The organism is Bacillus sp. FJAT-42376 (genome assembly GCF_003816055.1).
In the GTDB taxonomy this organism is placed as follows: Bacteria; Bacillota; Bacilli; order Bacillales; family Bacillaceae; genus Metabacillus_B.
On record NZ_CP033906.1, the window covers coordinates 2,917,049 to 2,943,187 of the forward strand.

Here is a 26,139-nt window from a genome sequence, read left to right on the forward strand (position 1 = left end):
CGTGCCAGCATAGAGATTCTGTAAAGACGGTCTAAACCTAAGGTACGACCTGCAAATTATTGCATGATATGCACATTATTGCGTGCTATGATTTGCAATATTGTATTTTTCCATTTTGTAATACAAGCTGCGAAGGGAAATACCCAGAAATTTTGCCGTCTGCGTCCGATTATACCCGAATTTTAGAAGCGCGGCTTTAATGAAGTCTTTTTCTGTCCGTTCCACCGCTTCCGAAAGAGTGAATTCCGGAAGATCCTGAACGTTCTCAGGCTGTTTAACGGATGGGTTTCCGCCCACAAAATCAGGAAGATGCGAGGATTTTATGCATCTTTCGGAAGGATGCATAAAAATCATGGCTCTTCCCAAAATATTTTCTAGCTCCCTTACATTCCCCGGCCAGTCATGTTCATATAAAATCCGGGCAGCATCCGAGGAAATTTCTTCTATATTCTTTCCATAATCCTGATTAATCTTTCGAATCAAATGTTTGCACAGCGGAACAATGTCCCCTTTTCTCTGTCTTAATGGAGGGATGGAAATCGGGTAGCGGTTGAGCCTGTAATAAAGATCCTCCCGGAACCCCCCTTCTGTCATCGCCCTCTCAATTTTGAGATTGGTCGCGGCAATCACCCTGACGTTTACAGGAACAGGTTTTGTCCCCCCGACCCTCACTATTTCTTTTTCTTGGAGGACCCGGAGCAGCTTTGCCTGCATTTGAGGCGAAAGTTCGCCGATTTCATCCAGAAAAATACTGCCATTGTTTGCTTCTTCAAAAAATCCTTTTTTTCCGCCTCTTTTTGCTCCTGAAAATGCCCCTTCTTCATAGCCGAATAATTCACTTTCCAGAAGATTTTCTGCAATGGCGGCACAATTCACTCTGATAAACTTGTTGAATTTCCTGTCACTCTCATTATGTATGGCATGCGCAAACAACTCTTTTCCCGTACCCGATTCGCCTCTAAGCAGAACAGTGGCCGGTGTTTTGGCGCCAAGCTTTGCTTGTTCGATGGCAAGCTTCATTTCTTCACTCTCGCCGATAATATCTAAGAAAGTATATTTCGCCTCAAGGGTCCGGATAATCTGCCTCGCTCGATTTAATTCAGCGGTTAATGTCTTAATTTCTGAGACATCATGAATTACGCCCACACTGCCTTTCAGTTTTCCATCTACAATCACTGGGGCTACATTGACGAGGACATCCTTGCTGCTATTCCCCACCTTCATCCGCACACCCCGAACAGCCCTTCTCGTCTGGAGAACTTTGAGATGCATGCTTTCTCCTTCTGTAATATCAGCAGTGGCAGGAAATCCGATAATCTCTTCTTCCTTTAACCCTGTCATTCTCGTATAGGCAGGATTAACAAGAATTCCCCTCCCTTTTTCATCTACTACTGAAATGGCTTCATCCGAGGACTGAATGATTGCGGTCAGCATCGTTTCAATTTCCCTGAGGTTCGTAAGCTCTTCCGCAAGCTGAACAGCTTCGGTTATATCTTTAAATAAAGATAGAGCTCCCCTCAGTGTTCCATTTTCGTTCATGATCGGGATGCGGTTGGCAATGATTTTCAGGCCGTTATCCAGCACTTGCTCCTGGTTATACTCAGCTTCCTGACTGTAAAGAACCTCCGGGAGCCTCGTCGTCGGGATAACCTCTCTTATTTTCCGGCCTAGCACATTATTTCTCATGTGTCCTGTCATATTTTCTGCCATTCTATTGAATAAAATAATTTCTTCGTTTGAATCAATGACAATCATTCCGTCGTTCGTTGCATCAAAAATCGTTGTATACTTTCCTGTCTGTTCTCTCAGCTTCGTAATTAACTGCTCTTTCTCTGTAATAAGCGTGGAGATAATGTGGGCAACAGATGACGGAACAACAATTGTCTTGCTGTTTTTTGTGCTCAGCAGTTCATTTAATACATCCGATTTCCCCGTTGCTTCCATAACGACATCAATTTCTTCTGTGAGCAGGTTTCTCCAATCTGTGTCAGTCGGGATCCCCTTCGTTTTAGCAAAAATCATCCCTTGGGCCTGATCGTTTATATCCGCAACTGCGGCAGCCTTCATCATTTTTGTTTCAATTAACATTTTTAATAAAGCCGTTCCGCCTTTACCCGCACCGATGAGCAACACTTTTTGCATAAAGTTCCCCTTTAAACATGAAAAATTTTTCAATACGCCTTTTTTATTTTGCAAATTATTGCATAACTCCATCATATCATACAATCTAGCCTTGACAAATCTTTTTTGAGAGCGAAAATAGAGCTATAGAATGCAATTGGAAAGGGTTACAGAGATGTCCAGAATCATTGCATTAACGATTATGCTAATTCCCGGTATCATGGCTGCGTATGGAATAAAATTAATGAGGGATTTATTTTTCGGCATTCTTCAGCCTCCCATTCCATCCCTGCTGCTCCAGTTTTTCATCGGCGTCCTTTTATTTATTGGCGGTCTTAGCTTTGTGGCTGGCTTTATTTTTTATCGGGACCGGAAACACAATAAGGTCCAGAAACGGTTTAGCAGAAGATGAAAAAACAGGCCAGTGCAGATGGCCTGTTTTTTTATTTGCTCTGATAGACAGGACTGCCTGTTGCAGCCAGCCGTTCACTTACTCTCACCGTTTTGCCTCACATTTCCCTAAGAACTTGAGCTTGTGCCTGCCGCTCAAGTGAACAGGATGAGTTTAGCAATAACGTGCTTCAACACTTTTTATTTTAGCGAATTTCTAATTTCAGCTGCTTTCTCCGGGTAGTCTGTAAAAAAACCGTCACTCCCCCATTCAAACAGCATCCTCATATCCTGTTCTTCGTTTACTGTAAATGGCCTTACGGAAATACTGTTTTCTCTGGAAAGAGCAATCAGCTCATTTCTGACCGTCCTTAACAGCGGGTGAATAGCCCTTGCCCCCGCTTTTCTGGCATAGTCATACGGCTTGTAGATCCCATCTGTATAAAGCAGCGCCGTTTCGATACCCGGTTCAATTTTGATCGCCTGGACCATGCTTGCATGATTAAACGAGGACAGAATGACCCGGTCTGCCAGGCCGTATTTCTTTATAAGGTGAATAACGGATTCTTCTAACCCCGGGTAATCGATAATGTTGTTCTTTAATTCTATATTCAGGATAAAAGGATCCCTGCTTCCAGAGGCCCACTCCAGCACCTCTTCTAACAATGGAATTTTCGCCTGATGTTGATACGCATTAAATTTCCAGCTTGCATCCATCAAAACCAACTCTTCAGCCAGATACTCATTGACAAGGCCAGTGCCGCTGGCTGTCCGGTCCACCGTTTCATCATGGATAACAACGGGAATTTGATCCTTGCTTAAATGAACATCCAGTTCAATTCCGTCTGCACCGGACTGAATCGCTTTTTCAAAAGAGATCATTGTGTTTTCAGGCATCGTACCGGCTGCGCCCCTATGTCCAAAAATCAACGTCATCATTCCACCTGCTTTCCTGCCTTTATGTATCTATACCACCAGCAGTAAGTATTAAAAACACCGGACTTTTGCATGGATAAGTCCGGTGTTTTTTGATTAGTTCTTAGAATATGACATGTTTGTTTTATCGTGCATAATAGCGTATCCGCCGCCCATTAGCAGTTTATTGCTCTCTGTTCCGTACACACGGTACTGCTGGCCTTTTTTCAGGAAAATGGTTCTGCTGCCTTCCTTGATCAGAGGCACATTCGTTTTGAGTGTAACCATTCCTTCAAAGTATAGGGCATCCGCTGACTTCTTCACATAATAGCCGCCGCCGACGTCATATTTCGCGGCATCCTGGCCATAAACCTTGATTGCCTCTCCCCTCTTGAGTGTGCGGTATACAACCCCGTTGGAGGAGTATAGCTTCATGTCTTTCTTAATCAGTACACGTCCAGTGTATTCAGCTGTTTGAGAACTTTTCTTCACAAAGTACATGCCGCCTACATTGTACCAGCTGTCATTGCTGCCATAAACACGGATCGTCTCATTTTTCATGACAGTGCGGTATTTTTCCAGCGTTCCATCTTCTTTTAGCTTCATGATATCAACCGGCTGTCTGACAATCAGTCTTCCGGTTGGAATCGACCCAACCGTCATTTCACCAACTTCGTTCTTTGGCTCCTCCTCTGTATCCTTCATTTTAGAAAGATCCAGCTGATAGCTTGCGAATCCGTCTTTGCCTTCTCCTTTGTACGCAACCGCCCCGCTGCTCGGAATGAAATCTTTTGCATTTGGAGATGAATCAAACGTTACTTTTCCTTTTGCATCTGCTTTTGCAAAGGACCAGTTTTCATCTGCACTAGGATCGAGTATGTCCTTGGATTGAATGTATTGAAGCAGTGCCTGTCTGTTCTCATCTGGTGCTTTAAAGACAATCTTATCAGGTGTGACACCAGGGAAGTTTCCTCCGCCCGAAGCCCGATAGTTATTTGTGGCTACTAAAAATTCCTGATCCATGTCAATTGGTTTTCCATTATACTTCAAATTCTTAATTCTGCTCGCATCCGCATTTTTAACTTTTCCATCAGCCGCGTATTTTGCAGGCTTCGTCACGTCAATCTGATACGTTACTCCGTCAATGACATCGTAATTAAATGAAGCGAACTCTGGATTAAGGATAGCCTGATCTTCTGTTTTAGATGGATCAATCTGATTAAAGGCTCCTGCAGACATTTCAAGCCATTCTTTTACATCTGAACCCTTCAATTTAACGACCTGAAGCGTATTATCGTAGAGATATAAATCTCCGATATTTTTAATCGCCAGTTTCCCTTTAGGGATATTGGTGAAATAACCCGAGCCGTTTCTTCCCCCTGCTTTAAAAGGAGCAGCTGCGGACAGAAGAGGCAGCTTTTCGTTCTCTGTGCCTTTCAGCTTCGCTGAAGCATACCAGCGCTGTGCATCATTGACAATCTGAATAGAAGGATCATCTTTTACAAGGGCAAAAAAGCTGTTGATCGGAGCAGACGTCTGTCCGACTTCTTTACGGACATACTCAAGAGTGCCTTCATGTTCTTCTTTTACAGCATCCACAATTTCTTTTTTAGGTGCAGCCAATGATTTTTTGGCTGCTGAATCATAGATCGGAGAAGCGGTTGATTGGGAATCCGTTACTTCCCATTTGCCGTTCACTTTGGAAATGGTCATATCGATCAGACCTAAATGTGAACCCCAGTTTTTAGGCATCACAACAGGAACTCCATTCACCGTTCCTTTTTTATTATCGATCTTGTCCACATTGCTGTAGCGGGCATCTCCAGGGAACATATTATGCTGATGTCCTGAAACAATTGCATCGATATCCGGCACTTTTGTTGCCAGGTCAAATACAGCATTTTCCGCTCCATCTCCCTGTGCAGCAAGGTCCAGTCCGGAGTGGGATAGGACTACAATAAGATCGGCGCCTTTTTGCTTCATTTCAGGAATAAACTTTTGAGCGGATTTAACGATGTCCTTAGTAATGACTTTTCCGTCAAGATTCGCCTTATCCCATGTATTAATCTGAGGCGGAACAAATCCGATGTAACCGATTTTGATGGTCTGCTCTGTTCCGTTCTCATCTGTTACTTTCTTTTCTGCTATCTTATAAGGGGTGAAGTAGTTTTGATCATTATCAGCATTTTGATCTCCATCTGCACGGTACACATTGGCATTTACATAACTGAAATTCGCGTCATCTGTTGCTTCATTTAGAAAATCCAGCCCGTAGTTGAATTCGTGGTTGCCGTACGTTGCTGCATCGTACCCCATTTGGTTCATCGCTTTATAAACGGGATGAATATCGCCTTCTTTCAAGCCTTTCACTTTAGCCATATACTCTCCAAGCGGATTCCCCTGAAGCAAGTCTCCGTTATCAACAAGAATGGAGTTTTTCGCTTCGGCTTTCATTTTATCAATGAGTGACGCCGTTCTCGAAAATCCAAACGTTTCTTTTGCGGAATCTGAATAGTAGTCGTAATCCGTTATAAACGTATGAATATCTGTCGTTTCCAATAAGCGCAGCTTAACAATGGAATCTGCCGTTTCTCCCTGCGCAGAAACAGGAAAAGCGGAAGGAATGGTAATGGTGCTTAAAGCAACAGCTGCCGCCAAAGAGAGTTTCATCATGCTATTCTTTTTCTTCATTTTTTAATCCCCCATTATATGTAGTGGGAAAGGATGAATCCTTCCCTTATTCCCATTAATTTTTCGTGTAGATAACTTTGCCTGCATCAAGCTTTATGGAATAGCCCCCGCCAACATAGAGAAGATCATCTTCCACTCCGTAGACGCGGTAAAGATTTCCCTTTTTCAACGTTTTAACCGCTGCTCCTTCTTTTAAAAGAGGGACATCCGACCTAAGCGATACGTAGCCCTCATAATAAACAGCATTGCGGTCCTTCTTCACGTAATAGCCGTTTCCAGTCTGGTACTTATCCTCTTCCAGGGAATAGACTTTTACAGCCTCTCCTTTTTTCAGAGTGCGGTACACCACGCCGTTAGATGAATAAAGTTTCATATCTTGTTTAATCAGGATTCTTCCTGTGTAAATCACAGCATTTGGCCCGGCTGCAACATAGTATTCTCCGCCAACGTTGTGCCATTTGCTATTGGAACCGTAAACGCGGAGCTGTTCCCTTGGAAGCACATCGCGAATTTTCACGAGCGTCCCATCCTCTTTAAGCTTAACGAGCGTAGCCGCCTTTTTAATGATGAGTCTTCCTGTCGGACTTTTTTCTTTATCCATTTCCCATTCGGATGGAGTTTCTGCAGCCGCTCCTTCTGAAATTCTTCCTTCCGCTTTATAGGAAAGCGGCTCTTTGAACGATTTCACAAAATTAACGGTTGCATCTAAATCGACCGGGCCATCAGTTCTTCCCGTTCCGTTTGCACGAATTCTGTATTTATCATCGCCATGATCATACATATAGTTGTTAACAGTAAGGGTATAAACTTTTTTATCTTCAATTGGCGACCCATCTGCCATTTTTAATTCGGTTACTTTGTTCGTCTTCGCATCCCATTTATACGTAAATCCACCGATTGAGCAATCCGGGCCGTATTGGGCAGAAATCTGTGCGTTGACAATATCGCGCAGTCCTTCACCGGTTACAGAGGTTTTCACCAGGTAATTTCCGAATGGCTGCACGTTAAACAGCTCTTCCCAAGTAATGTCTCCCTCATTGATCACATCACGGATACCTCCGCCATTCATCATGGCAAAATCACTTTTCATTTCAGCGTTCATTCCATCAGCGATTAAATTCCCCAGCGCATTATCCCCGATTTCTCCTTTTTTCCCGTAACCGCCCTCAAGTGCAGATGAAGTCTTTCCTACCACTTCATCAAGCTTCGGGCCGACCTGAGCATCATATTTGTCCATGATTGACTTAACCGCTGGATCCGGCGCAATGCTGCCTTGAACAACATCTATAATTTCAGCTTGCTTCTTAACGATGTCGTGTGTAGTCCGATCAATTTCTAAGTCTACATCCACAAACGCTTTGCCGTACTCCCACGCTTGAACGAGAAGTTTGTTATCAACAAGGCCATTTGCTTTTTTATGATTATGAGCTCCATAGATGACATCCACCTCGTCATCCACTTTGTTCGCAAGATCCGCAAGTTCACCCGAAGGAGTTCCCATTCCTTCAACAGGGACATGGGCTAGGACGACAATCGCTTTTACTCCCTGTGCTTTCAATTCAGGAACATACTTATTAATCGCTTCCGCCTCGTCCGTAAATTTTATATTCTGCACGGCTGATGCTACCACATTGGCTGGTGTCGCGGTTGTCGCAACACCGATGAAACCAATTTTCTCACCGCCGGACTCGATAATCTTGTAAGGATCCAGTACGAGCTTCCCTGTATCTTTATAGGTCACATTCGCCGCTACAAGCGGGAAGTTCATCCCGTCATATCCTTTCGTTCCGTTCGGATGATCTCCACCTTTAATCAGCCGGTTCATCTCAGGAACACCTTCGTCAAATTCGTGATTTCCGACCGTTCCAATGTCCATGCCGAGGGATTCCATTATTTCAACCGTTGGTTCATCCTGCAGCAATGCAGAAACCGGCGAACTGCCGCCTACCATATCGCCTGAATGCATCATGATTGTGTTTGGATTCGAAGCTTCTCTTTGACGCAGATAAGCAGCTAAATACTCAGCACGGCCGTATTTGTTAGGATCATTGGCCAAAGTTCCTGTCACATCGATTTTCCCATGCAAATCGTTGATGCCAAGCAATTGAACCTTAACGTTCGCCTCTTCCGCAGATGCAAGGGGAGCTGCCGGAGTTGCTAGCACGACCGCACTTGCAGCTGCCGAAAAAGCAAACGCTGATTTTAACAGCCTTCGCTGAATGGACCTTCTTATTCTTCTTCTCATTATGTACAGATCCTCCTAAAACAAAATGTAGTTTGACTGGCTACTAGTAATTCTAGATACCTATTGTAAAAATCCTCTATGAATTTTGTAGATTTTTTGTAAATGCTGTAAAATGATAGAAAAGTAGGAGAGATATTGCTGAAATATAAGGTCTATTGTCGGATTTTAGCTCTTTTCTTCCTCCAGTTAAAGGAAAACAGAGAAAAAACCTTCTCCCCCAGCTGGACTCAGGAATTGAAGATTTTTTCTTTTAGCTCTGTTAAACTTGGCTGTTGATTACAGCAAGCAGTCGTTCGCTTATTCTTGGGCGGGCGGTGAGCCGCCTCCTGGCTTCGCCACTGCGGGGTCTCATCCGTCCCGCTGCTCTAAGCAGAAGTCTCACGCTTTCCTATTCAATCAACAGGTGTCAAAAATCAACAACATGCATTAACATAGCCTTTCTTTTTTAATAGATTCAATCAAGAAAGGATTGACTTGTCATCAACGTCAGTGCAGGTTGCTTTTAATCCGGCAAAAAGCCAGGCACGGGAAAATTGGATAAATTAAAATCGATTTTAAAAATTTGCTTTTGCATGTAACGCTTGGACTTTTGAAAACTAGATACAGTACTTCATACATAAGGGCGCCTCGGGTATAGGGAGATGATCTTGGTTGAATAATGATTTTCAGCTTACAGGCCCCTCCGCCCCCGGGCTTGCTTCTTACAAAAGAATACTTTGCAAAAGAACGCAGCAAAAAACGCCTTCTCATTCCGCAGAGAAGGCGTTTTTTTATTTTCATGAATTCAAGTATGAGTACAAGGACTTATCAAAAATTTCAATGGATCCCGGGACAGAATAAAATGTGTTATGAAGCCATATGCTCCAGACGAAGCTTATCCGCAACCATCGCAATGAATTCGGAGTTGGTCGGCTTTGCTTTTGTCATGCTGACCGTGTAGCCGCGCGGTTTTGAACGGTTTTTGAAATCGTCGTTCCAATGAATTTCCTCTATATTTCCGTGAATTCATCGCAATCTCAACCGAAAACTTATCGGATAAAGGAGAGCGTTAATTTATGGCGAAATCACAAACGAATGAGGGCCGCAAATTCAACTTTAAAAGCCGGTCGGTACCACGGAAGAATATCGACCTGCAGGCGGAAATCGAGCGATTTTTGGCCGCTAAGCGATCAGAAGGCCGGTCTGAGCGGACCATTAAAACGTACAGACAGGCGCTGCTTCACTTTAACGGATGGTATGCGGAAAGGCCGGACGCTGCATTAACTACGGATACCCTGCGCGGCTACTTCGACTATATGAAGAACGAGAAGCAGAAATGGGACGACCATCCGACGAATAGTTCAGAAGTGATTGGCGTCTCTGCGCGGTCGCTGAATAACCTGCGGCGGAATCTCAACGTATTATTTAACTTTCTCGTTAGCGAGCGAATTATCGCCCAGAATCCATTAGCGTCAATCAAACCGTTTATAGATAACGAGGATACTTTCGCGGTCTTTTCGGATGAAGATGTGCTGCGGCTTTTGGAAGCGCCAAATAAGCGAGTCTATACCGGATTCAGGGATTACGCCATGATGCTCGTCTTAATCGATACCGGCCTGCGGATTAATGAGCTGACGAATCTCCGCGTATCTGATTTCGATATGACCTTGCGGCAAATTACGGTTCGGCCCGAGATAGCAAAAACCAGGACGACGCGGATCGTGCCGATATCTATACGGACCTTAAAGACAGTGCTGCAGTTGGTCGATTTTATCAACGTTGAGTCTAGCGATTATCTGTTCTTGACGCAATTTGGTGAGCGCTATATGGCGGATACGTTTGCGAAGATGTTGAAACAATATGCGAAGAGAGTCGGTGTGACAGGCGTCCGAGTGTCGCCGCATACGTTCCGGCATTACATGGCGGTAAAATTCTTGAAGTCAGGCGGGGATCCTTTTACGCTGATGCGGATTTTAGGACATGCGGATATTTCGATGACGAATAGGTACGTTAAGTATACAAACACCGATATTCAAACGCAGCATGATAAAGCGAGTCCGGTGCAGAATTTAATTGATAGCGGAAATGATCGGAAGCGAGGGCGGAAGAAGTTTATGTAAAATAAGAAAAGCCCTGTATCATCAGGGCTTTTCTCTAAATCGAATTAGGATACCAGATCACTTAAGTTGTGAGCATCCCTTTCAATAATATTACATAACTCAAGAACTTTCCCTCTATTATCTAGATTAAGCCTGGATATTCTACTCTCATCTAACTTCTGTAGATAATCTAAAGTACTAAAGAATTCCTTCTGTTCAGATATGTCTGATTCTCTATACATTAAATGAATTTTAGTGTCTTTATTTAAGTTTTCAAACATAAACTTTGTTTTAGCAAACCACTCTGTATTTTTTGAGGGACCATTTAGATTTGGGATGGTTTGCAGATAGTTCCAAACTCCATTTTTATATCCGAAATCTATGTTAATTTTTATATGATCAAGATCATGGATAGGGCTAATTGAAAAGTCGTGCTTAACCTTCTTGTCTAAAAGTGCCTTTTCCTCAAAAACCTCCTTCATGTATTTTTTTACACTTACATGTTTATGACTATTGGTTAAATATTTTTCGCCAATATATGTCTCAAACAGGCTTTTAAATAACATGTTAGGATTCCCTGTATACGAATACGTAGGTTTAGTTAAAAATAGTTGCTTATTTGTGTAGTAATCATGAAGTTGGAATAAAAAGTTGTCCATGTAAGGACTACCTATTTCGATTTCTCCGACCTGTCCAAACATATTTTTAACGCTTTTAGCTAAATAATGTTCTATTGAGTCTTTAAAACTTTTGTATATGTTTAATTCAACTTGAGAATTTGTTATTGCTTTAAGTTTAAGGGAAGTTTCACTCAAAAATTGGAATTTTGTACTATTCTTATCTTCTATAGTGTGTAGAATTATTCCAACATTTATAACTTCGCCTGAAACTTTGTCAGCACAATACCTTACTATACTGTACCAGCACTCTTGTCTATCTGCCAAGTTAACGCACCCCCTAAATAATTTGTGAATGCACGCCTATGAGCCAGCCTTTGTATTAAATGTCTTACTACATTTTTTTGTTTAAGAATGAACGATTTATAATAACTAATAATAACCTTTTCGTCAACGGAGTTAAACCAACTTTGAGGTATGTTTGAGAACCATTCATCTATGAGTTCCTCAGTAATGCATTCAATAATGGATACTACTTCTTTAAATGGGTTGTCATTTAAATTTTTCAAGTTAATATTGGATTCTAAAGCATGGAAAACTTCACCTAATCCATTTCCAAACCACGCATTCCCATTTAAGATTAGATCTACCGTAGGATCTATATATCCACTTAAATCATCAGACACAGATCTCATGGCATTAATTTTTGAGGTTTCCCAAATAGGCCCAAAAAAAGCGTGCCCGTGGTCTATTGTAAAAACTTTTCTTTCTCCGTTATCATTTGCTACGAGCAAGTTACCATTATTGTTATAACGATCAAAATTAGCAATTAGTAGATCAAATGCTATTATTTTCACTATATCTTGTGAATTAGTAATATTATTAAAAAAAGATTTCCACGTTTTATTCAGATATTTCTTGCCTTGATTGATCATTTCCACATAATTCTCAACCAAGTTATCTTCCTTGTTTTTTAATTCGAGAGAAGCGAATAATTCTCCTTCATAAAATCTATGGGCGAATTGAATAACTGGGTCATTGTTAATTATTCTTTGGTCTAAATAAGCAACTGCGGCCTCTGGAACTGGAACTTCGAGATGTGAAGCTATTTGATATGCTAGGAGTTCATTTATAAACATACAGTCATAAAAACTTGTTGTGCCTTTTTCTACTACTTTTTGTGTTTTCAAAATGTACTTCTTATAATCGTCTCCAATAACTAACGCAGGTTGAGTTATACCAGTTCCTAAATACTTAAGGAAGGTTTCTACATGTATCTTTCGAACGACCAATTAAGCAATCTCCCCTCGGACTAAAGTCTGTACTTATTCTAATAGCACAAGGGGAAAAAAACAATAAAACTTTCCAATTTATACAGATTTTATTATGATATTTGATGTTTTATGATTAGGATATAAATTTCGTTACACTTCCTACCTTACTTTGTTCCAACTTCTTGCTCATCTGCGCCAACCCTTCCGCTACCTCATCATCGGTCAACTGCGGAGTCAGCGGTTTAGTACCGATCTGAACGAGTGGCGTCGCAGTCTTACGCCCAATCAGCCCGTAATAAAGTTCGAGCGCTTTAATCGAAGCCACTCCGTTATTTGACGGTCCCTTGATAATCAAGTCCATCAGCCGGGCGTCAACCTCGCTGCGGAACTTGTTAAGATGAGCGTCAGATAGTGCGCTCTGATAGGCGGTAAAGTCGCCATTCGTGCGCCATGTATAAAGCGTAGTCCTGGACACGCCAACCTCTTCCGCAATATCATCCAGCGTCTTTTCCTTGCCGCCGAATTCATTATCCGTAATCATATGCGCAGCCAGCCGCTGTTGTTCGGTCAGGCGCGCTTCTAAGTCGCGTAGTTTCATTCGTATTACCTCCGTTTAATTAGTATAGATGCGATATTTGTTCGTATCGAGCGCGATATTCAGCGAGCTCTTTTTCGAAAACTGCCGGGTCCTGCTCATATCGTTCAAGCGCGGCCTTTGCATCTGCCGTTTGATTGGCGTAAGTTTCGGCGGAACTGGCGTCATATAAGCTCTCTAAACTAGGCGCGGCGTCGAGTAATTTAAGGTTGATATACAAGGATCTCGCCAAGTCTTCGGCCAACTCGGTCGTACTTTGACCGCCCGCTAGCGCCTGTTGCGTTTCTTCGATATCCCGTAAACTTTGCGACAAGAAAGCGCCCCAGCTTAATTGTTCAAGACCGCGGCAGGCGCGCTTTAGTAGCGTGATATCATCTTGAAATCGATCGAAGTCAGAGAGATTAATCGGAAGCACCTGGCCGGCCTTATGCGTCAATGTCGCGTATTGGATGATCGCTTCTTTTGCGGGCTTGACCCGGCGGCAAAGTATGATTCCGATTGCTTCCGGAATGAAAGGCTCCGGCGGTTCAGCCGGCAGTCCTTTCGCTACTCTTTCCGCTTGCATGGCCGCGATTTGTTCGTCTAGTTCCGCGATGCTTTCATCTAATCGGTCGTAGTCTATATGTGTCATTCGTTCATTCCCCTTTCGTCAGGTATTATCGCTTTTCCAAGTATTAACCATGTCTGCTGCTCATTGATGGACACCAGATAAACCCGGTCATCGGTCGTCAGCTTATGCGGATACTTGATTGTCGCAGGCTGGCCGTTGATTTCGACAATTTCAGTCCGCTCAAGCAGCGATTCCTCGATGATGAGGTCTTCCGCCTCAAACACTAAGCTGTTCGGATTATCGTCGTATTTGACTTTAATATCCGGCAGAGGGGCGATGACCTTCCCGATCATGAGGTCGACATCGCGGTTGTGTCCGACTTTCTTGATGACCTCCGCTAAGTTACTGTAACCGTTACCTATTAGTCTCACCACGCCGGACCTCCCGCACGTAACGCTATATTTTTAGCCAACGATTTTGCGATTTTTTCTATATCCGCTTCTTCGCGAACAATAATTTGATCCGCCAGTTTAGCGATTGTAACTCCACCGCCGCCGAGTCCGCCGCTCTTTTTAAGCTGCGTATTTTCCTCGTTGGTTAGGACGCGTTCGCCTTTGTGGAGCGTTGCTGCAAATCCGTCGTAAGGGACGTTGTCGAGTCCCGCAGATGCCGACTTGCCCTTTTTCCCCGTTACCCACTCGAATGTATTCACTACTCCATTCGTCATTGTATCGCTGATTTGCTGCGACATTTTTCCGAAGTCTGGCATCTTAATTTGCGAAATCCAGTTAATCAAGTCCTTCACCGCAGATACGACCGTGTTTATCGCTTCTGTAGCGTTGTCAAAGTGAACAACCATAAATTCAAGAATCGGTTTTGTTCTTTTCCAAGCGTTTTCAAGCTCATGCGCAATAAGCGGAACCAACGGCACGACAACCTCGTTAATGAGCGCCATCACCGTATCGGCCACCGTATTAAAGAGGTCGTTCATCGGCCCAAGCGCAGGCTTTACCGTTTGCCATACCTCATTAATAATGCGTCCGAGCACCGGAAGCAACGGTATCACTACCCCGTTTATCAGCGCCGCAATCACGTTCGATATTTTAGTTATGACGTTCCAGATAATCGGACCAACTGTCGCCACTATATCCGCAATTGTCGGCCATATTGCTTGGAAAGCGACGCCTAACGCATTTAGCACCGACCGAATCACTTTTCCGCCTGCATCCAGCGCCGCACCAACGCCATTATAGCCGGCTTTCAGCTTATCGAAATGTTGTCCGACGGTATTGACGACTGTTCCGACAAGCGCCTGGATAGCGCCGAGATTCAGCTTGATATTAGCGATGAATTCCGGCGGGATCAGCGACATGACCTTCGCTTTAAAACTGTCGAAGCCGGCCGATGCTTTCAATAGCCACGATAACCCTTTCGCAATCCCCGTAAACATGCCGGAGAGAGCGCCACTGGCCTGCTTCTTGAATGCCGCAAACTGTCCGCCGTCGAGGAATTTCTGCAGTTCGTCGAGCGCTGGTTTGGCCGCTTCAAGCGCACCCATACCCATTTCAGCAAACGCCATTTGCATCGTATCCTGGAGTTTCATCCATTTTCCCATCGCAGATTTATTCACTTTATCGATATAGTCTGTGGTATAACCTTGATTCGCCAGCAACTTGTCGAGTGCTTGGAGTTTCTGCATTTGAGTCGCGGCTTCCTTCATAGGTTTGAGGTCCTTCTTCGAAAGATTGAACCTTTCTTTAAGCGACACAAAATCATCCGCAAGTGCTTCCCGGAGTGCGAAGGCGGCACCTTCCATTTTTTGCGCAGGATTTGATGCAGCCAACCTTTCCGCAATCTTAACAGAGTATTCTAGCTCCTTGTTGTTGTCACGAAATACTGGTTTCATCATTTTACTCGTGGTAATAAATTCCTCCATTCCGAAGAGGGATTCCTTCGCCATGCCCGTAAGAAACTTCATATTCTCCGCGGCCCCTTTGGTATCGCCTTTGTATAAGGCTTCAAGGCTCATGACGTTCATTTCGGTCGTGGCCGCTTCGACCATCGCCTTTTTGATTAAACCGTAGCCAGCCGCCACTGTCCCGAGCGCTGCCGCCGCCGCCGCAATCTTGCCCGTTAGTCCGCTCATTGCTGATGATCCGCTACTTCCGATATGGTTGAGCGAGTTTCCGGCATTGTGGGCGTTGTGGTTAAGCTGCGTCAGGTTATTGTTCACAATGGTTATTCGGGAATTGACCGCGCTAAACGAATTCCCTACGCGATTAATACCGCTCGCCTGCGAATTAAAGCGACTCATTGCGTGGTCTAGGCGGCCGATTGAGCCGGAAGCCCTGGACATTGCGCGCTCGAATTTTTCCATTTCCTTCGTCGCTTTCCGCAGCTTGGCCGTCATGAGATCGCGTAGTTTAAGCGTCGCTACTAAGTTAATCGCCACGGCCAATCACCTCTATCGCGCGTTTTAACGCCTTAGACATCGCCTGCATGTTTCGCTCGACCAAGCGCCTGCTTGTACGGTCTAATTTGCCATTGATGATTCCGGTTCTTAACGCGATATAATTCTGTCGCGCCAGTTTGCCGACTCTCTTTAAATCCGGATCCGCGGCTTCTTCAAATGGCTTTGCTGTGGCCAGATATTCACTAAGACTAGCGTCGCTAAATTCGTTTGTTACGGCGGACCATGCTTCGTTCAGGCGGTCCAGATTATCCGCAAATTGTTCTGCATTCATTTTCGTCATCCCTTCCGTTTATAATAGGTGGCGCTCCGCGGCACCAGGGAGGAAGCCGCATCATCACGCCCGTTTTGAGTGAGTTATTTCGTGTTGACGTTTATCGTTCCGCGTTCGGATGCATCGTGAATCTCATGTGCTGCAATACCGTAAAGAGCTCCGTCAGAATATCCGTGGTCGTTATGACCGAAGTAAATTACTCGCTGTGAAGGGAAGTCAATTACCGCAGCATCACGCCCGACCTCTCTCGCAGCATCGATAATTTGCTTGCGGACGCCTTGATGAAGTGAATGATATTTCGCCAGCGATTCTAGATACGAGCGTTTCGCGGCATTGATTTCGGAAAGCACTCCCGGCAGTTCTTTTTCGTAATGAGCAGCCGCCTCTTGTTTAGTCAACGCAAGCGCTTCGTCCATTAGCGAGATTACGTCAGTTGGAAAAGCCATCCGGGCTTCTCGATCCTCTATCGCTGCGATTGACGCGGTTGTTTCGTCGATTTCGCGTTGAAGAGATACTTCCTTGCTGATTGCTTCGTCGGACACATCGAATACTGATTTCGCTTTCTGCGCTTCTAGTGATGTGATTGATTCGGCAAGTTTAGCTTGGAGCTCCGCTTTCTTAGACGCCAGTTGTTCCTTACCTTGCGCTACCTGTAAATTTGCTGCTTTTACCTCGCTGATTAGTGTTGCCGCTGTTTTCTTTGCCATTTTGAATTCCCCCGTTTTTTAGTTTTGGTTTTATCTAAAAAGACGCTGGTTGGGCGCCTTATTATTCGGATTCCTGCTTCGCTAATCTAGCTTGTTTCTCTTCTTCAAGTTCGTAAAATTCCGGCCTGTTGGCGTACTCCGCGATTCTAGGCCCGAAGGTTTGTTTAATAAGCGTCATTTCCATACCTTGAGGGAAGAATAAGTCTCTTCCGAAGTTGTCCCCGGCAATATCGAAAAGTTCAGCAGCCTTTTTCTGTTCTGGTGATATTGCTTTACTGCGGCTTTCGGATAAGACTGCATGTAGCTCGCTTTTGTATTTTGCCGGATTAGAGCCAGCTATTTGTATGACGGATTGCGCTAGTGAAGGAAAGTTTTCAATAATTTGATCTGAAAGATACGGATCCGTAATCTCTTTAGCGAAGGACTGAATTTTACTTAGAGCACTCTCCGGACGAGACTCTAGCATAATATCCATTTTTAGTTCGGATAGCTTTCTTTCAAAGGACTTAACAGCAATTTCAGAAGGCTTCTTGGGCTTTTCGTTCATAATCATTTCCGCGGCAGTCCTTGTTTTAACAGCACTTAAATTACGTTCTTCTTTTAGTTTCCGCGCGTTTCTGATAAATGCTTCTCCGAAGTCCTTCTGTAATGCTTCTTTTTTCTTTAGCTTTCCGTGTTCAGAAAGATCACTGTTAGACTCTATTTTGCCGCACTCTTCTTTATAAAGGTCTCGAACTGTGGTTACAAATGTACCGGTTGATTCTGAAACCTCTCTCAGCATTGAAAAGTGAGTAAGCATTTCTTGGTATTTTGACATTTCGCATTTCCCCTTTTATTAAATATTTGTAATTACGTCTTGCTTTCTATTAAGTGCATCCACCGCGAGCTGCACGCAGTCTTCCGGCATTCTGACAATTTTGCTAAAAACCAATCCCGCCCGGCAATATAAACCGAGCTTCCGTTCAAGCTCAGTTTTCCGTAGGAGCTGCGGCATAGTTCCGCGGACAATAATGAGCTTAATGCCGTCTTCGTCAATTTCCGTAAGCACTTGTTCCAGGACTTCGATAAGTGCGGCGCGCCTTGTAACATCGGCCCTGTAAAGAGAATACACACGGACTAAATTCCGTCCTTCGCTGCCCGGAGTCCAGACCTCGGCGCCGAAACCCATCTTGGAATCTTCGTCCTGCTTTCGCACGGATGCTATGCAAATATGAGCCACCTTATTTTCCGGAATCATGTTTTCCATTGCGCTCCTCCTTTCGTAATAATTTCACGCGCTCACCTTCCGGCCAGGCATCCGGCTGATTAGGCGTTGGATGATAAATTCCGACTTCAAGCGCTTATGTTCTTCGATTATTTCCGCCACCGACACGTTCCGGGCCGCCGCGATGCGCGAGATTATATTAGCGAGTCGATCGATTGTAAAACGTTCGTCGCGCTCGTAAAAGATAAAGAGTGGCAGCAGGTCTTTCCGTTTGTTCGCTGATCCGGAAGAAATCGTCACATTATCGATTGAATTGTGACCGCCTAGCGCAAGTGGCCGGATGTGCTCTAAATGCGGCGTATTGGTTCCGATTGTTAGAGGTTCACCGGTATATTGACAATTGCCTCCGAACTCTTTAAATAGCGCGAAGACTTGCTCGTAAGTGAGATCGCTCGGCACTCCGAACTTGGCTGCGCTTTGATTCGCCTTATTGAAAGCCCGGCGAGCGCGGCCGGCTAGGCTAGTTCTATATTTCTGTGAATAGGCGGTGCTGCATTTCCGGCAGACATACTTGCGGCCATTTTTTCCCCTGGGATCACGATTGAATTGCTCTAATGACTTAGTTTCGAGACACGTCGCGCAGACCATCGTTGTCATGAGTTCTGTCGCCTTCGCTTGGATTTTGAGTCCATGATTAATCGCGGTAACATATGAACTATGTGCGAATTTGAATTGTACGGGCCAAAGGCAAAAAACTTTGTGTCCTCGCCATCTATTACTTTCGCCGTGATATTCTTATCGCCAGGACAGTTTCGGCCAGGAATGCAAAGCATCGTACGTATTTTGTCATTCTGCATGACCTTCGCCCTCCCGTATCTGCAGTATTTGGTTTAAAATTTCATGACGGATGTACGACTTCTCTAACCCGTAATCACGCATCGGAGCGCAGACGCGGCAAAATAGCATCGCAATCCTTTCGACTAACTTTAAGATAGCGACATTATCCATACTGCGTAACGACTTCGCGCTGACTTCTTCGCGTGTAAATTCGTGAGCGTAGTTTAGAAGTCCGTATTGATCTGCGGTTATGCCGTCTACGGGCGCGGAATATTTAACTTTGCGTTTAGCTCCGTAGTCATATAGCCATTCGGATTTCTCTTCGTTCAGATACTCGATTAGCACTTCTGACATTTCGTAAGCCTCCTTTACAAAATTTGTTTTTAGTGGTATGATAATATTGGATATATATTTTATTTTTTTATTAAGGTGAAAAAATTAATAAAACTTCTTATAGCGGTCGATTGCAGTTAGAAGTTCGTCTGTAAGTTCAAATTGCTGCGAGAGTTTGAATTTCACTCTTTCTCCCACGTTTCTTCTATTGGTTTCAATGGCTGCAATGGTACCCTCTGCTACTCCTAGCAACTTCGAAAACTCCGGCTGTGAGTATCCGTGGAACAACCGAATAGCCTTCATTGTTTTACCGTCCATTACTCTTCCCTCCTTATCTTACAAATTGGTAAATAAATTATAGGGCTTTAAAAACCCTTTCAATATTATAGGACTGCATAGGGAGGCTTTTTGCCATTTTTCGAGGTTTTTTCATCAGTTTTTCGAGTTAATTTTGCTGGATCGGTCGGCGTATTATGGCGCTTATATTGACGGCCTTTCCAATCGTCCATGACGTACTCGTATTCGTATTCCGGCAGCATAGTCCCGGTCTTTTCTAAACGTTTTAGCGCGTTCTCTTGACCTTTACGGCACGTTTCCGAACAATAAACGCTATTTTTGTTGCCGCTTCTTATCGCTTTATACTTCCAATAGCGGTCAGCCGCCTTAAAATGGTCTTTCGTGATCGGAAAGTAATTGTCGCAACTAAAACAACCGCATTTCCGCCATTTCTTCCGCTCCTCACGATAAGCCTTTACCGTTGGCTCTTCGAAATGTTCTTCGTCTATGTGTCTTAGAATATCGTCATGCAAATCGCGCAAGTTATAATCATTCCGTTCTACAAACTCGTATTCTAGTCGCTTCCATTCCGCTCGCGTCCGGTTTGCGACTTCTTCTCGATGGGAGGCCCGGAGCAAATATTCAGCGTTAATTCCAAGCAGAGCGCCAATCGCATCCTGTGTATATAACGGGGCTTTCCGCAGCCTGTCTTCCGGAACATTGGCGAACGCGGCCGTTCGGTCGTATTTCTTTTGCGGAAATTCTTTGGAAACTTTATAGCGTGAGTGATTCATCATTAGTGGCGGACGCTTGCCGGCTTTTATGCAGAACGCTTCTACCGCTTTTTCAGTGCGATCGCATAGGTCGTCGCAGCGCTCTTTCATCTCGGCAACCGTAATTTTTTTCGGCGGCGCGAAACCGTATTTATTGCGGAGCCGGAGCATTTCTTCGTTCAATTCGTGTCTGGCGGCTAGTTCGTCGTATGCTTGCGTGAGAATGTCGCTTTTCTTTTTGGCGATTGTCAATTTAATCTCCCCTTTGATTTTATTGTTTGAAAACAGCCGTATATAAGATTTTCACCTCCTTAAATTTCGTAGTTGGCCCATGCTTTTAATAATCCGCGCATCCGGCTAGACGGCAGATACAACTTAATTGGCTGCCCTTCGCGGATCCTTGACCGCCATACCCATTGCAATAGGTCCGACACAGCTATCGCGTTCTGATTGACGGTCACATTGTTATCCTCGAAGAACGCTCTTTCTACCGGGTTAAGAAAACGGTTAAACACGTAAGCCAGCGCCCAACGGTCCTTATATTCGTTAGTTGCCCGTGCCGTACACGCTAGAAAAGTTCCGCGCTTATAACTTTTCGGACACATCGCTTTCTCTCGCACTTTCAACGTGGTCCATAAAACCTCGCCTTTCTTGGCGCCAGCAACATTCGAGAAGAAATTGTAAATATTCTTGCTGAACTGATTAATCGTCTTCTCGTCCGCTCTCCTTAACCATCCGGCGCCCAAAGCATTATCGCGATCGGCAATGGCGTTCATCTTTCCGTCGTAGATTTCGATAAGTTTCATTATTTCCGTCCGGTTTTCAGCCTTCGCATTATAGGCGCAGAGCTCGTAACGGCCGTCTACTAATCTAACGGACTGATATTCGTATTCGAAGCGGTAAAGGTCGTAATAGTAGCGCTGTGTCTGGCCGCTAAACATGTATGTCATTACGAAAACTTCATCGAAGGTGTGGAATACTTGCGGAGGAAACGCCCATATAAGAAACCGCCCGCGATGATAGAACAAGTTGCCGGCCTGCGCAAGCAAGCGAATATCCATATATCGGCTGTTGTCTTCCGGATCTCCTTTCCATACGACTTTATTTTCGTTCAAATCGATATCGCCAGTGTCCAGCAAGCGCCGGATATCGGTCGCGTTGACGTTCGCATAGTCGATCACGTCCATTACCTCGTCCAATATCAGCGTGTAGCCTGAACCGGTTAACAATTCGATGAGCTCGTCGTCCGCCGCCTGGAATAGCGAATGCGTCGCTACAATATCGTATCCACCTACGATAAGCTCTTTTAGACTGCGCAGCTTCTTTCGCTCGGCATTCGCAAGGTTTGGCTCGATAAATTTGCGATTCGCTACGCCACCTTTTACCCGAGCTACTTCGGTCAAGAATGGCGTGATATAGATGAATTTCTTATCCGCTGGATTTTCGTTCATGTGCTGGATAGCCCACGACGTCTTTCCGCTTCCCATGATTGCGTCGATAACCTTAATTTTCGTCAAACTTTATCCCCCTCCGTTTTTTGTTCCGCTAGATTTTTAGGCAATTTTTTGCCTAGAATTTTTCTTCGGCCTTACTCTCCCAACGGTTTTCAAGCGTTGTCCCTTAAAGGAAATTACTACAGTTTCGATATTAATATCCGCGGTGAATTGTAAATGAACCGCTATGTTTTGAACTTGTCATAACGGTCATATTCCGCTATTACTTCCTGCTTCGCAGGCATTTCGGCAAAGAACGCCTCATGCACCATTTATAACTTTTCGACGGTCTTATTTTAAAGAACGACGATATAAACGTAGTGGTCTAGCGAAAGGGCTAGGCCGAAGCCAGGCGCTAGTTTATTCGAGATCGATTTCCACTTTTGTGATGCGGCCCTCTGAATCACGCTTTACGAATACGTCATATATCCCGTCTCCATACGCTGTCCCTAAAGCGAATGCGCTCCCGTTTAAAATCTGACCGCAGTTATCCGGAGTCAATGTGACCTCGCAAGTTTTTTTATATTCTTCCTCGGTCCCTTTTCCGATGACGTAGCATGGATCAGTAATCATAAGCTGACCGCTATCGACTGCGACTGACCCGGCGTACTCCTTATCATCGAGATCCTCATATTTATAGAACTCAAACCAGAAACTGGCCGCTTCGAGTTCAAACCCTTTTAGAACTTTGCGGATTTCGTAAGTTTCCCCTAAATCAAGAGATGCCTTCAATTCTCTCAAAGTCTCGCCTTTGTCCAGAATGAATAGATCAACCGGTGTGTTGCTTTCTTTTTCGTAAACCTCATAATATTTTTTAGTCATTTCAATCTCTCCCTTAAATGTTTTTTGCTTCCTACTTTAAAATACCGATGTAAACTATAATTTGGCGCAAATTTCCCGGAAGTTTTTCACTATCTACTTAATATTGTGAGATTACTGCACCAAACCGCGCACTTTTTTCAACACTTTTTGCCTCTCATATATTTGTTATACATAAATCCGCGAATGGCACACTTTTTTCATAAGAAAAAACCGAAGTCAATCTCCCACCTAATGAGATCGACCGCGGCCGTAATCCGTTATATTCCGTTTTTATAAAGGATCACACTGTTGCCGCAGCCATCCTTCGTTTAGGTTGAAAGCACGTTGTCCAGCCGTTACTTTCGCTCGCTTCGTCCGTAATCGGTTTGTTGCCGGCGACCTGCCCTCCGTCTTTTCCGCTCCTTACTTCGACATCATCGGGCAATTCCGTAGTTACCGCCGATAAATTCGTTCCTCGCCGCCAAACAATGCTTCGATAAATTCTACCGCTGACATCATCCCGAGATCCGCCAACGTTGCCGCGTCGATCCGTCCGGCCGGTATTTCGATACTTTCCATCGTATCCTTTACGCTAATCTCTACGACAGACTTGCCGGTCTGTTCCGCAGGGATTACATTGAATTCAATTGTGCTGCTGTTGGATATGAGGTAGAAAATCCGTGGAGTTAAAAGCCATGCTGGATACTCTAATTCGAAGGTTCGCCCGCCATAGGAGCCGCGATAGTGAACGGTAATCTGTTTATCACGCTTCATCGCGCAGGAAGCCTCCGATTATCACGCCGAGGCAGAGCATGCAGAACGAAAATATAACCATCGCCGCCATTAGTGGGCGCCCCCTTTCGCGATTGCCGCAAGCTCGATGATTAGATCAAGCGCCGACATTTCGGATAGCCGTTCAAGATTGAAGTCCGCCAGGTCCGCCCCGTCTACGTTGATATTGCCGAGGAATTCAGTGACGACATTCGCTTCGTTAACCTGGTCGATGCAGATGCCGCTGTCTTCCGAAAAGCTGACCACGATATCCTCCGCTACTTTGAATGCTGGAACGTGATCCTCGATGATGGCGCCCTTTTCCTCGAATTGAATTGTTGCGCAAACTTTTTCCATTTAAAATCCCTCCGATAATTTGGTTGTTAGTTTATTCGTTTGACACATTTCGTGAAGCCAGCGTTCTCCTTCGAGATCGTAACCGAGTTCTTCTAATATCGCCGGTGCCATCAAGCAGCGTTTCACCGTGATATGCCGTAAGCCAAAATACTCTTCGAACTGCATTTCGTCGATTCTTAGTACATCCGCAATATGCTCGCCGGTATCATAGTCGTAAATATAGAGAAAATATCCGCTATCTGGCGCCGTTGTAATTAAGACCTCTCGATGCTTTTCAAGTGGATGCAACTGCATCACCCTTTCGAGTTATTGACTACGCTTTGTAGTTAACCAAAGTATATTACGACCACGTTTCGTTGTCAACAAAAATTGACTACTTTTTTTAGTCAGGATATTCTATAATGATTTTGGGAGGTGTTTTAAATGGGGAAAAGGTTAAAGTCTAATTTAAAGAATCTACTCGAGGAGCGCGGTTGGTCCATTAGAAAACTCGCGGAAGAAACCGGGTTGCAGTTTGAAACTTTGCGAAGGCTCTATAATGATGATACGAAACAATATCAGCGTGAGACGATCGGAAGAATTTGCGAAGTGTTAAACGTAGAGCTAAGTGAGGTATTGATTTTAGTGGACACAGAAGAAAGCAATACATAACATAAGGAGTAAAATGTTTATGGTAGAAATTCAAGACGGAAACACAAAAATCATTATTTATTCAGAGGTAGCAGCAATGTCAGACGCGGAACACGCAGCATGGATTAAGGAGGAAAAAAGAAAGGGAAATCCTTTATTTGAAAATATAAATCGGATTTTAAGCGATTACTTTTATAACCGCCACAAACGAAACGATAGCGAAAAATAGCCGTCGTTTTTTTATTGCCTCCATTCTGCCGTAAAATTAAAGCCATACAGCCGTTTGCCTCCGCGCCCACTAAGATCCTCCACCGCTTAATACGTAAGTATCTCCCCGTCAATTCGCCGCCAAAAAACACGGTGAAAAGCGCAAGGTTATCACGTTTATGATGGCCGATCGGATGACTGGGCCGGCTAAACGATTCGCCAGGCTGCTGCGCCATAGATTTCGCCAGGGCGTGCGCCACTAGGACGGTCGATACTTACGCAAAATAAAAAGCCGGCGATTTTGCCGACTGTTTTAATTATAACGAAGCTTGTTTTTGCTCTTTTTTATCCTCAAAATACGTTGCTAACAAGATAAAAAGATATGCACCTACAGCAAATAAAATGTTTACCAAGAGTAGCAAACTATAAGTGTTAAATAAACTAGCAATACCTATTGAATAAAAAAACCAATAAACTTCTGCTACTACTGGCAAACATAATGCAATAAGCCCTCCTAAAATTCCGTGCTGCGAATATGCTAAAAGCACTGTCCATAAATGAAATATCAAAAATCCTACAGAAGCTATCAACCTTGAAGTTAATCCCAACCCAAAAAACAAACGACTCATACTTATTTCCCCCGTATTCTTTTACCATAATAATACAATATTTACCTTTAATTTACGAGGAGTATTTTACTACTTAGCGAATATTATTATCGAACTAGAAGGAGGTGATTACGTATGATTAAACGTATTAAAATACCGCCTCACCTGCTTGAAGAGGCACGGCCGATATTAGAACGCGCCATCGTCCGCATACTTAAAACCGAAGCAGCAAAGGAGGCCGCTAATGGACGCAGCAATCGAGACAATAGTAATCGGAGAACTGATCGTCGAGATATTTGATTATGGCGATACATATGAAGCAATCTCGTACTACAACGGAAATATGGTCCGTGAAAGATCGGACAATCGCAATGAAGCCGTGTTTCTGACGCTGAAAAGAATGAGCGAATATATTAACGGAGCGTTTCCGGTAGACACTTCCGTTCATTAATTATGTAAAAAAATGGAATTTATTTCATATTACAACACGCTATATTTTACGCAGAAAGTTACGAAAATGTTCAGTTTTGGCCAGTCCGAAATCGCCAGGAATGCCGTCATATTAACGTTTGTGACGAATAAACTTATTGAACATGAACGCTTGGATTTTCGAAACATGTAGCGAAGTATAATGTAGCAAATACGGCGAAATAAAGGTGGCCGGATGGGGAAAACAAAATCAGACGGGAAATAGTTTTGTATAACGTTGCATAACGTATACACATCTGGTTTACATAACAGAACCTCTCGCTAGTTGCGAATATGCAAAGTCCTTGCGACTCTAAGCGTCAGTGACTGCGCCTTTTTCCCGATTATGCACGATTTTATACATAGTTGATATGACGCGGTTTATCCGATTGATCGGCGGACTGGATAGCGCTGTATACTGCATAAACATAACGGTATTTCCCGCCTCCTTTTC

At 44.1% G+C, this 26,139-nt stretch carries 30 protein-coding genes; 5 read left to right on the forward strand and 25 right to left on the reverse strand.

Going from position 1 to position 26,139, the window contains the following annotated elements:
* Nucleotides 1–75 precede the first annotated feature (75 nt).
* Complete coding sequence (locus CEF21_RS14645) at nt 76–2,142, reverse strand: sigma 54-interacting transcriptional regulator (RefSeq protein WP_123917584.1); 2,067 nt, start codon at nt 2,140–2,142, stop codon at nt 76–78.
* 154 nt (nt 2,143–2,296) lie between these two features.
* Here CEF21_RS14645 and CEF21_RS14650 point away from each other — a divergent pair, with 154 nt between their 5' ends.
* Complete coding sequence (locus CEF21_RS14650) at nt 2,297–2,533, forward strand: DUF2627 domain-containing protein (protein WP_123917586.1); 237 nt, start codon at nt 2,297–2,299, stop codon at nt 2,531–2,533.
* Between the two features lie 179 nt (nt 2,534–2,712).
* On the opposite strand, the gene CEF21_RS14655 is transcribed toward CEF21_RS14650, so the two are convergent.
* The 4 genes from CEF21_RS14655 to CEF21_RS21735 all read right to left on the reverse strand — a co-directional run bounded on the left by CEF21_RS14655 (nt 2,713) and on the right by CEF21_RS21735 (nt 9,367).
* Entirely contained in the window at nt 2,713–3,450 is a 738-nt protein-coding gene (locus CEF21_RS14655; RefSeq protein ID WP_241156685.1) for a glycerophosphodiester phosphodiesterase, read from the reverse strand.
* Between the two features lie 93 nt (nt 3,451–3,543).
* Entirely contained in the window at nt 3,544–6,117 is a 2,574-nt protein-coding gene (locus CEF21_RS14660) for a bifunctional 2',3'-cyclic-nucleotide 2'-phosphodiesterase/3'-nucleotidase (protein WP_123917588.1), read from the reverse strand.
* A gap of 55 nt (nt 6,118–6,172) precedes the next feature.
* Nucleotides 6,173–8,362 (reverse strand): bifunctional metallophosphatase/5'-nucleotidase, encoded by a 2,190-nt coding sequence (locus CEF21_RS14665; protein ID WP_123917590.1) that lies wholly within the window; start codon nt 8,360–8,362, stop codon nt 6,173–6,175.
* A gap of 846 nt (nt 8,363–9,208) precedes the next feature.
* On the reverse strand, nt 9,209–9,367 hold the full coding sequence (locus CEF21_RS21735; protein ID WP_123920280.1) for a sporulation initiation factor Spo0A C-terminal domain-containing protein: 159 nt from the start codon (nt 9,365–9,367) through the stop codon (nt 9,209–9,211).
* A 50-nt stretch (nt 9,368–9,417) separates the two neighbouring features.
* On the opposite strand from CEF21_RS21735, the gene CEF21_RS14675 reads away from it, so the two are divergent.
* Nucleotides 9,418–10,461 carry a tyrosine-type recombinase/integrase gene (locus tag CEF21_RS14675; RefSeq protein WP_123917592.1) on the forward strand — a complete coding sequence of 348 codons (1,044 nt, stop codon included), beginning with the start codon at nt 9,418–9,420 and terminating at the stop codon, nt 10,459–10,461.
* Between the two features lie 44 nt (nt 10,462–10,505).
* On the opposite strand, the gene CEF21_RS14680 is transcribed toward CEF21_RS14675, so the two are convergent.
* The 19 genes from CEF21_RS14680 to CEF21_RS14770 form a co-directional block, all read right to left on the reverse strand.
* Nucleotides 10,506–11,384 carry a DUF3037 domain-containing protein gene (locus CEF21_RS14680; protein ID WP_164462200.1) on the reverse strand — a complete coding sequence of 293 codons (879 nt, stop codon included), beginning with the start codon at nt 11,382–11,384 and terminating at the stop codon, nt 10,506–10,508.
* Nucleotides 11,351–12,349 (reverse strand): protein kinase family protein, encoded by a 999-nt coding sequence (locus CEF21_RS14685; protein ID WP_123917596.1) that lies wholly within the window; start codon nt 12,347–12,349, stop codon nt 11,351–11,353. The genes CEF21_RS14680 and CEF21_RS14685 overlap by 34 nt, the downstream gene beginning before the upstream one ends.
* Before the next feature lie 115 nt (nt 12,350–12,464).
* Complete coding sequence (locus CEF21_RS14690; RefSeq protein ID WP_123917598.1) at nt 12,465–12,929, reverse strand: phBC6A51 family helix-turn-helix protein; 465 nt, start codon at nt 12,927–12,929, stop codon at nt 12,465–12,467.
* Between the two features lie 19 nt (nt 12,930–12,948).
* Nucleotides 12,949–13,557 (reverse strand): hypothetical protein, encoded by a 609-nt coding sequence (locus tag CEF21_RS14695; RefSeq protein ID WP_123917600.1) that lies wholly within the window; start codon nt 13,555–13,557, stop codon nt 12,949–12,951.
* Complete coding sequence (locus CEF21_RS14700; protein WP_123917602.1) at nt 13,554–13,910, reverse strand: DUF2577 family protein; 357 nt, start codon at nt 13,908–13,910, stop codon at nt 13,554–13,556. Before CEF21_RS14700 ends, CEF21_RS14695 begins: the two co-directional genes overlap by 4 nt.
* On the reverse strand, nt 13,904–15,928 hold the full coding sequence (locus tag CEF21_RS14705; RefSeq protein WP_123917604.1) for a phage tail family protein: 2,025 nt from the start codon (nt 15,926–15,928) through the stop codon (nt 13,904–13,906). Before CEF21_RS14705 ends, CEF21_RS14700 begins: the two co-directional genes overlap by 7 nt.
* Complete coding sequence (locus CEF21_RS14710; RefSeq protein WP_123917606.1) at nt 15,918–16,220, reverse strand: hypothetical protein; 303 nt, start codon at nt 16,218–16,220, stop codon at nt 15,918–15,920. The genes CEF21_RS14705 and CEF21_RS14710 overlap by 11 nt, the downstream gene beginning before the upstream one ends.
* A gap of 83 nt (nt 16,221–16,303) precedes the next feature.
* A complete protein-coding gene (locus CEF21_RS14715; RefSeq protein ID WP_123917608.1) occupies nt 16,304–16,927 on the reverse strand; it encodes a hypothetical protein in 624 nt (207 codons plus the stop codon).
* A 61-nt stretch (nt 16,928–16,988) separates the two neighbouring features.
* Nucleotides 16,989–17,744, reverse strand: a complete 756-nt coding sequence (locus tag CEF21_RS14720) for a hypothetical protein (RefSeq protein ID WP_123917610.1) — start codon at nt 17,742–17,744, stop codon at nt 16,989–16,991.
* Between the two features lie 18 nt (nt 17,745–17,762).
* The gene (locus CEF21_RS14725; RefSeq protein WP_123917612.1) at nt 17,763–18,173 is read right to left on the reverse strand and encodes a hypothetical protein; all 411 of its coding nucleotides are present in this window, start codon (nt 18,171–18,173) and stop codon (nt 17,763–17,765) included.
* 24 nt (nt 18,174–18,197) lie between these two features.
* Complete coding sequence (locus CEF21_RS14730; protein ID WP_123917614.1) at nt 18,198–18,788, reverse strand: HNH endonuclease signature motif containing protein; 591 nt, start codon at nt 18,786–18,788, stop codon at nt 18,198–18,200.
* Between the two features lie 189 nt (nt 18,789–18,977).
* Nucleotides 18,978–19,322: a hypothetical protein gene (locus CEF21_RS14735; protein WP_123917616.1), complete on the reverse strand. Its 345-nt coding sequence runs from the start codon at nt 19,320–19,322 to the stop codon at nt 18,978–18,980.
* An 84-nt stretch (nt 19,323–19,406) separates the two neighbouring features.
* Nucleotides 19,407–19,619 carry a helix-turn-helix transcriptional regulator gene (locus tag CEF21_RS14740; RefSeq protein WP_123917618.1) on the reverse strand — a complete coding sequence of 71 codons (213 nt, stop codon included), beginning with the start codon at nt 19,617–19,619 and terminating at the stop codon, nt 19,407–19,409.
* 65 nt (nt 19,620–19,684) lie between these two features.
* Entirely contained in the window at nt 19,685–20,602 is a 918-nt protein-coding gene (locus CEF21_RS14745; protein WP_123917620.1) for a hypothetical protein, read from the reverse strand.
* 59 nt (nt 20,603–20,661) lie between these two features.
* The gene (locus CEF21_RS14750) at nt 20,662–21,867 is read right to left on the reverse strand and encodes a hypothetical protein (protein WP_123917622.1); all 1,206 of its coding nucleotides are present in this window, start codon (nt 21,865–21,867) and stop codon (nt 20,662–20,664) included.
* Nucleotides 21,868–22,203: 336 nt separating this feature from the next.
* Nucleotides 22,204–22,665: a hypothetical protein gene (locus tag CEF21_RS14755; protein WP_123917624.1), complete on the reverse strand. Its 462-nt coding sequence runs from the start codon at nt 22,663–22,665 to the stop codon at nt 22,204–22,206.
* Between the two features lie 432 nt (nt 22,666–23,097).
* Nucleotides 23,098–23,418 (reverse strand): hypothetical protein, encoded by a 321-nt coding sequence (locus CEF21_RS14760; protein ID WP_123917626.1) that lies wholly within the window; start codon nt 23,416–23,418, stop codon nt 23,098–23,100.
* Nucleotides 23,419–23,487: 69 nt separating this feature from the next.
* Entirely contained in the window at nt 23,488–23,772 is a 285-nt protein-coding gene (locus CEF21_RS14765; protein WP_123917628.1) for a hypothetical protein, read from the reverse strand.
* Complete coding sequence (locus CEF21_RS14770) at nt 23,773–24,060, reverse strand: hypothetical protein (RefSeq protein WP_123917630.1); 288 nt, start codon at nt 24,058–24,060, stop codon at nt 23,773–23,775.
* A 135-nt stretch (nt 24,061–24,195) separates the two neighbouring features.
* Between CEF21_RS14770 and CEF21_RS14775 the strand changes: the two genes are divergently transcribed.
* Together CEF21_RS14775 and CEF21_RS14780 are read left to right on the forward strand one after the other, a co-directional pair.
* Entirely contained in the window at nt 24,196–24,423 is a 228-nt protein-coding gene (locus CEF21_RS14775) for a helix-turn-helix domain-containing protein (RefSeq protein ID WP_123917632.1), read from the forward strand.
* A 19-nt stretch (nt 24,424–24,442) separates the two neighbouring features.
* Nucleotides 24,443–24,631 carry a hypothetical protein gene (locus CEF21_RS14780; RefSeq protein WP_123917634.1) on the forward strand — a complete coding sequence of 63 codons (189 nt, stop codon included), beginning with the start codon at nt 24,443–24,445 and terminating at the stop codon, nt 24,629–24,631.
* A 295-nt stretch (nt 24,632–24,926) separates the two neighbouring features.
* Here CEF21_RS14780 and CEF21_RS14785 read toward each other — a convergent pair whose 3' ends face one another.
* The gene (locus tag CEF21_RS14785) at nt 24,927–25,238 is read right to left on the reverse strand and encodes a hypothetical protein (protein ID WP_123917636.1); all 312 of its coding nucleotides are present in this window, start codon (nt 25,236–25,238) and stop codon (nt 24,927–24,929) included.
* Between the two features lie 223 nt (nt 25,239–25,461).
* Here CEF21_RS14785 and CEF21_RS14790 point away from each other — a divergent pair, with 223 nt between their 5' ends.
* Nucleotides 25,462–25,668: a hypothetical protein gene (locus CEF21_RS14790; RefSeq protein ID WP_123917638.1), complete on the forward strand. Its 207-nt coding sequence runs from the start codon at nt 25,462–25,464 to the stop codon at nt 25,666–25,668.
* Nucleotides 25,669–26,139: the final 471 nt, after the last annotated feature.

Bases quoted from the DNA above. Each gene is read 5' to 3' on its own strand.
- CEF21_RS14765 (WP_123917628.1), bottom strand. From the start codon at position 23,772: ATGGAAAAAGTTTGCGCAACAATTCAATTCGAGGAAAAGGGCGCCATC.
- CEF21_RS14665 (WP_123917590.1), bottom strand. From the start codon at position 8,362: ATGAGAAGAAGAATAAGAAGGTCCATTCAGCGAAGGCTGTTAAAATCA.
- CEF21_RS14735 (WP_123917616.1), bottom strand. From the start codon at position 19,322: ATGTCAGAAGTGCTAATCGAGTATCTGAACGAAGAGAAATCCGAATGG.
- CEF21_RS14660 (WP_123917588.1), bottom strand. From the start codon at position 6,117: ATGAAGAAAAAGAATAGCATGATGAAACTCTCTTTGGCGGCAGCTGTT.
- CEF21_RS14775 (WP_123917632.1), top strand. From the start codon at position 24,196: ATGGGGAAAAGGTTAAAGTCTAATTTAAAGAATCTACTCGAGGAGCGC.
- CEF21_RS14785 (WP_123917636.1), bottom strand. From the start codon at position 25,238: ATGAGTCGTTTGTTTTTTGGGTTGGGATTAACTTCAAGGTTGATAGCT.
- CEF21_RS14730 (WP_123917614.1), bottom strand. From the start codon at position 18,788: ATGACAACGATGGTCTGCGCGACGTGTCTCGAAACTAAGTCATTAGAG.
- CEF21_RS14720 (WP_123917610.1), bottom strand. From the start codon at position 17,744: ATGTCAAAATACCAAGAAATGCTTACTCACTTTTCAATGCTGAGAGAG.
- CEF21_RS14690 (WP_123917598.1), bottom strand. From the start codon at position 12,929: ATGAAACTACGCGACTTAGAAGCGCGCCTGACCGAACAACAGCGGCTG.
- CEF21_RS14740 (WP_123917618.1), bottom strand. From the start codon at position 19,619: ATGGACGGTAAAACAATGAAGGCTATTCGGTTGTTCCACGGATACTCA.
- CEF21_RS14645 (WP_123917584.1), bottom strand. From the start codon at position 2,142: ATGCAAAAAGTGTTGCTCATCGGTGCGGGTAAAGGCGGAACGGCTTTA.
- CEF21_RS14790 (WP_123917638.1), top strand. From the start codon at position 25,462: ATGGACGCAGCAATCGAGACAATAGTAATCGGAGAACTGATCGTCGAG.
- CEF21_RS14695 (WP_123917600.1), bottom strand. From the start codon at position 13,557: ATGACACATATAGACTACGACCGATTAGATGAAAGCATCGCGGAACTA.
- CEF21_RS14725 (WP_123917612.1), bottom strand. From the start codon at position 18,173: ATGGAAAACATGATTCCGGAAAATAAGGTGGCTCATATTTGCATAGCA.
- CEF21_RS14755 (WP_123917624.1), bottom strand. From the start codon at position 22,665: ATGACTAAAAAATATTATGAGGTTTACGAAAAAGAAAGCAACACACCG.
- CEF21_RS14780 (WP_123917634.1), top strand. From the start codon at position 24,443: ATGGTAGAAATTCAAGACGGAAACACAAAAATCATTATTTATTCAGAG.
- CEF21_RS14715 (WP_123917608.1), bottom strand. From the start codon at position 16,927: ATGGCAAAGAAAACAGCGGCAACACTAATCAGCGAGGTAAAAGCAGCA.
- CEF21_RS14675 (WP_123917592.1), top strand. From the start codon at position 9,418: ATGGCGAAATCACAAACGAATGAGGGCCGCAAATTCAACTTTAAAAGC.
- CEF21_RS14650 (WP_123917586.1), top strand. From the start codon at position 2,297: ATGTCCAGAATCATTGCATTAACGATTATGCTAATTCCCGGTATCATG.
- CEF21_RS14710 (WP_123917606.1), bottom strand. From the start codon at position 16,220: ATGAATGCAGAACAATTTGCGGATAATCTGGACCGCCTGAACGAAGCA.
- CEF21_RS14760 (WP_123917626.1), bottom strand. From the start codon at position 23,418: ATGAAGCGTGATAAACAGATTACCGTTCACTATCGCGGCTCCTATGGC.
- CEF21_RS14655 (WP_241156685.1), bottom strand. From the start codon at position 3,450: ATGATGACGTTGATTTTTGGACATAGGGGCGCAGCCGGTACGATGCCT.